Origin of the sequence: Nocardiopsis sp. TNDT3, from assembly GCF_003427465.1 — a bacterium.
Classification (GTDB): domain Bacteria; phylum Actinomycetota; class Actinomycetes; order Streptosporangiales; family Streptosporangiaceae; genus Nocardiopsis; species Nocardiopsis dassonvillei.
Genome location: NZ_QPFC01000610.1, coordinates 1 through 4,629, shown reverse-complemented (window position 1 = coordinate 4,629; position 4,629 = coordinate 1). Strand labels below are relative to the sequence as shown.

Genomic DNA, 4,629 nt, shown 5'->3' with positions numbered 1-4,629 from the left:
CGGCGTCAGTGACGGCGGCGACGACGGCACGGCGAAGGTCGCCGAGACGACGCCGCGGACCCCGCCGCTCTACGTCTCCCTGCTGCCCATCCTCGTCCCGCTGGTCATGATCGCCGCCGGGGCGATCGCCGAGGCCGCGGGCGTGACGTCTCCCGTGATCGCCTTCTTCGGCGACCCGGTGCTGGCGCTCTTCGTCGGCCTGGTCGGCGCCTACCTGCTGTCGCGGGGCGTGCTGGGCAACGAGCGCACCAACGACGCGCTGGGCGAGGGACTCAACACCACCGGGCAGATCCTGCTGGTCACCGGCGTGGGCGGTTCGCTGGGCGCGGTGATCGGCGAGACGGCGCTCGAAGGGGTCCTGGGCGGCCTGTTCTCGGCCGACGCGGGCACACCGGCGCTCGTCGCGGTGCTGCTGGCCTGGCTGGTGGCGGCCGTGCTGCACGTGGCCATCGGCTCGATCTCCGTCGCCGCCATCGCGGCCGCGGGCATCCTCGCCCCGATCATGGGCAGCCTGGACCTGCCGCCCGCGGTCCTGGGGCTGTCCATCGGCGCGGGCGCCCTGTTCGCGCTCCACGTGAACAGCAACTTCTTCTGGATGTTCCAGTCGCTGCTCGGTGTGACCACCCGGGGCACGCTCAAGGCGCTGACCTTCGTGACCTCGCTGGCCTCGGTGGTCTCGCTGGTCATCGTCGTGGGCATCAGCCTCGTCGTCTAGCAGGGACACCGCCGCGAGCCGCGGCCACCGTCCCTCCGGGCCGTCGCGCACGCGGCGGCCGGGGGGACGCGGCTCCCGGCACCCCCCGCACCCGTGGCGCGCCCGACCCTCACACACACGCAGGAGAGAAACCATGCAGCCGCTTCGCGGTGTAACCGTCGTGTCCCTGGAGCAGGCCATCGCCGCTCCCTACGCCAGCCGCCACCTGGCCGACATGGGCGCCCGCGTCATCAAGGTCGAGCGCCCCGGCACGGGCGACTTCGCCCGCGGCTACGACTCCCGCGTCAACGGCATGAGCTCGCACTTCGTGTGGGTCAACCGCAACAAGGAGTCCCTGACGCTGGACATCAAGGACCCGCGCGGCAACGAGGTGCTGCGCCGGCTGCTGGCCCGCGCCGACGTCTTCATCCAGAACCTGGCGCCGGGGGCCGCGGCCCGCGCCGGGCTGGGCGCCGCCGAGCTGCACGCGCGGCACCCCGGGCTCATCGTCTGCGACATCTCCGGCTACGGTTCCCCCGGCCCCTACGAGACGATGAAGGCCTACGACCTGCTGGTGCAGAGCGAGTCGGGGCTGCTGTCGGTGACGGGCAGCGGCGAGGAGATGGCCAAGGTCGGCATCTCGGTCTCCGACATCGCCGCGGGCATGTACGCCTACAGTTCGATCCTGGGCGCGCTGCTCGAACGCGCGCGCACCGGGAAGGGCGCCCACCTGGACGTGTCGATGCTGGAGGCCACCGCCGAGTGGATGGGCTTCCCGCTCTACTACACCTACGACGGCCAGGAGCCGCCGGCGCGCGCCGGCGCGGCGCACGCCACGATCTACCCCTACGGCCCCTTCGTCGCGCGCGATGAGCAGGTGGTCCTGATGGCGATCCAGAACGAGCGCGAATGGCGCGCGTTCTGCGAGCGCTTCCTGGAGCGCCCCGCGTTCGCCGAGGACCCCGCCTACGCCACCAACGCCGCCCGCAGCGCCAACCGCGACACGCTCAAGGCCGTCATCGACCGGCGCTTCGCCGAGCTGGACGGCGACGAGGCCACCTCCCTGCTCGCCGACGTCCCGGTCGCCTACGCCCGGGTGAACAGCCTCGCCGACGTGTGGAACCACCCGCAGCTCGCCGCGCGCGGGCGCTGGCACGAGGTGGACACGCCGACGGGTCGGGTCCCGGCGCTCGCGCCGCCCGGCCCGCGCGACCCGGCCCCCCGCATGGACCCGGTCCCCGACCTCGGCGAGCACACCGACGCCATCCTCGGCGAACTGGGGATGACGGCCGAGGAGACCGGCGAGCTGCGGTCGGGCGGGGTGGTCTGATGGCGCCGCGGACTGACGCCGCCGCGCACGCGGACGCGCTCACGTCGGCCGTCACCTGGCTGTTCGTGCCCGCGTCCCGTCCCGACCGGTTCGCCAAGGCGGTGCGCAGCGGCGCCGACGCCGTCATCATCGACCTGGAGGACGCCGTCCCGGCCGACGGCAAGGACGCCGCGCGCGAAGCGCTGCGGGCCGGGTGGCCGAGCGTCGTCGATTCCCGTCCCCTCTCCGGCGGCGCGCCCGCCGTGGCCGTGCGCGTCAACGCGCGCACCACCGCGGAGTTCGCCGCCGACGCGCGGCTGTGCCGCGAGCTGGGGCCGGACGCCGTCGTCCTGCCCAAGGCCGAGTCCGGCGACGACGTGCGGGCCGCGGCCGAGGCGAGCGGGGCGCCGGTACTGCCGCTGATCGAGTCCGCCCGCGGTCTGGTGGGGCTCTCACGGATCGCGAGCCGTCCCGAGACGGTCCGGCTGCTGTTCGGCGGGATCGACCTGGCCCTGGACCTGGGCACCGCCGACGACGCCGCGCTCGACCCGTCGCGGAGCGACCTGGTGCGCTGGTCGGCGGCGTGCTCGCTGCCGCCGCCGGTCGAGGGCGTCACCACGGACGTGCGCGACGGCACGGCCGCGGCACGGGACGCCGCCCGCGCCCGCCGCTGGGGGTTCGGCGGCAAGCTGTGCGTGCACCCCGCCCAGGTCGCGCCCGTGGACGCCGCCTTCGCCCCCGACGCCGCCGAGCTGGAATGGGCGCGCGGGGTACTCGCCGCGGGAGACGGGGGCGCTGTTCAGCGCGGTGGTGAGATGATCGACCGACCGGTCGTGGAACGCGCCCGCCGACTGCTGCGGCGCGCCGAGGGGAGGGACCGGACCGTGTAGGCCGAGGGGACAGCCAGTGGACATCGCCCAGTTGCGGGACTTCATCGCGGTCATCGACAGCGGGAGCTTCACCCGCGCCGCTTCGGTGCTGTTCGTCTCGCAGCCGGCGGTCAGCCAGCGGATGAAGCAGCTGGAGAGCGAACTGGGCGTGCGGCTCGTGCAGCGCGGCCCCCGCGGGGTGGTGCCCACACCGGCGGGGCGGACCCTGTACCGGGACGCCCAGCAGCTCATCCGCCGGTTCGACCAGATCGCCGAGGACGTGGCCAAGGAGCCCCGGGCCATCCGCGGACCGGTGGCCGTCGGCCTGCCCACCGCGGCCGCCGTCCACCTCGCCCCGGCGCTGTTCTCCTGGACGAAACGGCACTACCCGGGGGTCCGCCTGCGGCTGTTCGAGTCGGTGAGCGGATACATCCAGGAGCTGCTCACGGTCGGGCGGATGGACCTGGCCGTCCTCTACCGCGACGACGCGGCGCCCCGGCCGGCCGAGACGCCGCTGTACTCCGAGGAGCTGTACCTGGTCGGGCGCTCGGACGCCGAGGAGCCACCCCGGGGCGGCCGGGCCGCCGGGTCCGCCGGGACGGGCGCGGCCGCCGCCGACACCGCGGCGTACGGGGACATCAGCCTGGCCGACATGCTCCGGGTGCCGCTGGTCGCCCCCGGGGCGCGCAGCAACCTGCGCGTGCTCATCGACCGCGTCTTCACCGAACACGGCGCGGCGCCCGTGATCGCCGCCGACGTGGAGTCCCTGGGCACGATGGTGCGCATCGCCGAGAGCGGCGAGGCCTGCGCCCTGCTCCCGCTGTCCAGCGTCGAGGCGCTGCGCAGTACCCCCGACCTCATGGTGCGGCGGGTCGTGGACCCCGTGATCGAACGCCACATCGCGGTGTGCGCCGGTTCGGACTACTACGAGCCGCGGGACGCGGTGTCCGTCGTCCGGCACGGCATCGTGCAGGTGACGACCCGGCTCGCCGAGCAGGGGGCCTGGCCGGGCATCCGCCTGGCGGCCCGGACCGAACCGCGTGCCGGCCGGCCCTGACCGGGGGTGTGCGGGCCGCCGGTCCGCGTCGGCCGCCCCGCCTCACTCCACGCGGGAGAGGGCGTCGCAGAGCAGGTCCACGGCCGCCTGGGTGCGGTCCGCCTCGTTGAGGGACTCCTCGGCCCCGGAGCCCGCGGGCAGCACCTCGACCTCCACGACGAGGTTGTCCAGGCGGTACAGGGCGTGCCCGGAGCCGTTCCGGGTCCCGCTGAGCGGGGCCCTGCCGTCCGGGCAGGTCGCGGTCCCGGAGCCGTCGGACTCCGGACGGTTGGAGTAGAAGTAGGTCCTGGCGGCCTCCTCGCCGTTCTCCTTGCGGATCCCGTCCACCCGACTGGTGAAGACGATGGTGCGCAGGTCCACCTCGTGCCCGGACGCGGCCCCGTACCCGGGGGAGACGACGCACTCCAGGCCCTCGGCGCCGTAGGCGTAGGAGTGGTCCGCCTCGTAGACCTCCAGGTCCTCGCCGTTCCCGGCGATCCCGCTCGCGGCTTCGGTGTCCAGGACGTCGCACGGGCTCTGGGGAGCGGAGTGGACGTCCTCCGGGCCGAACCAGCCGAGGTAGTACGCTCCGCCGAATCCGGCGCCCGCCACGGCCAGGAGGAGGAGCGTGCCGCAGCCGCAGCCGATCCAGGCGAGGGTCCGTCCGACGGAGCCCTTTTCGGCCGGAGGCCGCTGGACGGGCGTCTGGCCGGGGAGGGGG

Annotated in this window: 4 protein-coding genes and 1 pseudogene; 4 read left to right on the top strand and 1 reads right to left on the bottom strand. The window is 74.6% G+C overall.

The features are described from left to right. The 4 genes and pseudogenes from DQW06_RS15545 to DQW06_RS15530 all read left to right on the top strand — a co-directional run. Positions 1–715, top strand: a pseudogene (locus DQW06_RS15545) (GntP family permease); the annotation flags it as partial. Between the two features lie 133 nt (positions 716–848). Continuing rightward, the gene (locus tag DQW06_RS15540) at positions 849–2,024 is read left to right on the top strand and encodes a CaiB/BaiF CoA-transferase family protein (RefSeq protein ID WP_013152241.1); all 1,176 of its coding nucleotides are present in this window, start codon (positions 849–851) and stop codon (positions 2,022–2,024) included. After that, positions 2,024–2,893, top strand: coding sequence for a CoA ester lyase (locus DQW06_RS15535; protein ID WP_013152242.1), 870 nt, complete (start codon positions 2,024–2,026; stop codon positions 2,891–2,893). Before DQW06_RS15540 ends, DQW06_RS15535 begins: the two co-directional genes overlap by 1 nt. Before the next feature lie 16 nt (positions 2,894–2,909). Beyond that, on the top strand, positions 2,910–3,929 hold the full coding sequence (locus DQW06_RS15530) for a LysR substrate-binding domain-containing protein (RefSeq protein WP_071621731.1): 1,020 nt from the start codon (positions 2,910–2,912) through the stop codon (positions 3,927–3,929). Between the two features lie 42 nt (positions 3,930–3,971). Here DQW06_RS15530 and DQW06_RS15525 read toward each other — a convergent pair. After that, the coding region (locus DQW06_RS15525; protein ID WP_232833033.1) for a hypothetical protein at positions 3,972–4,629 on the bottom strand (658 nt) is incomplete at its 5' end.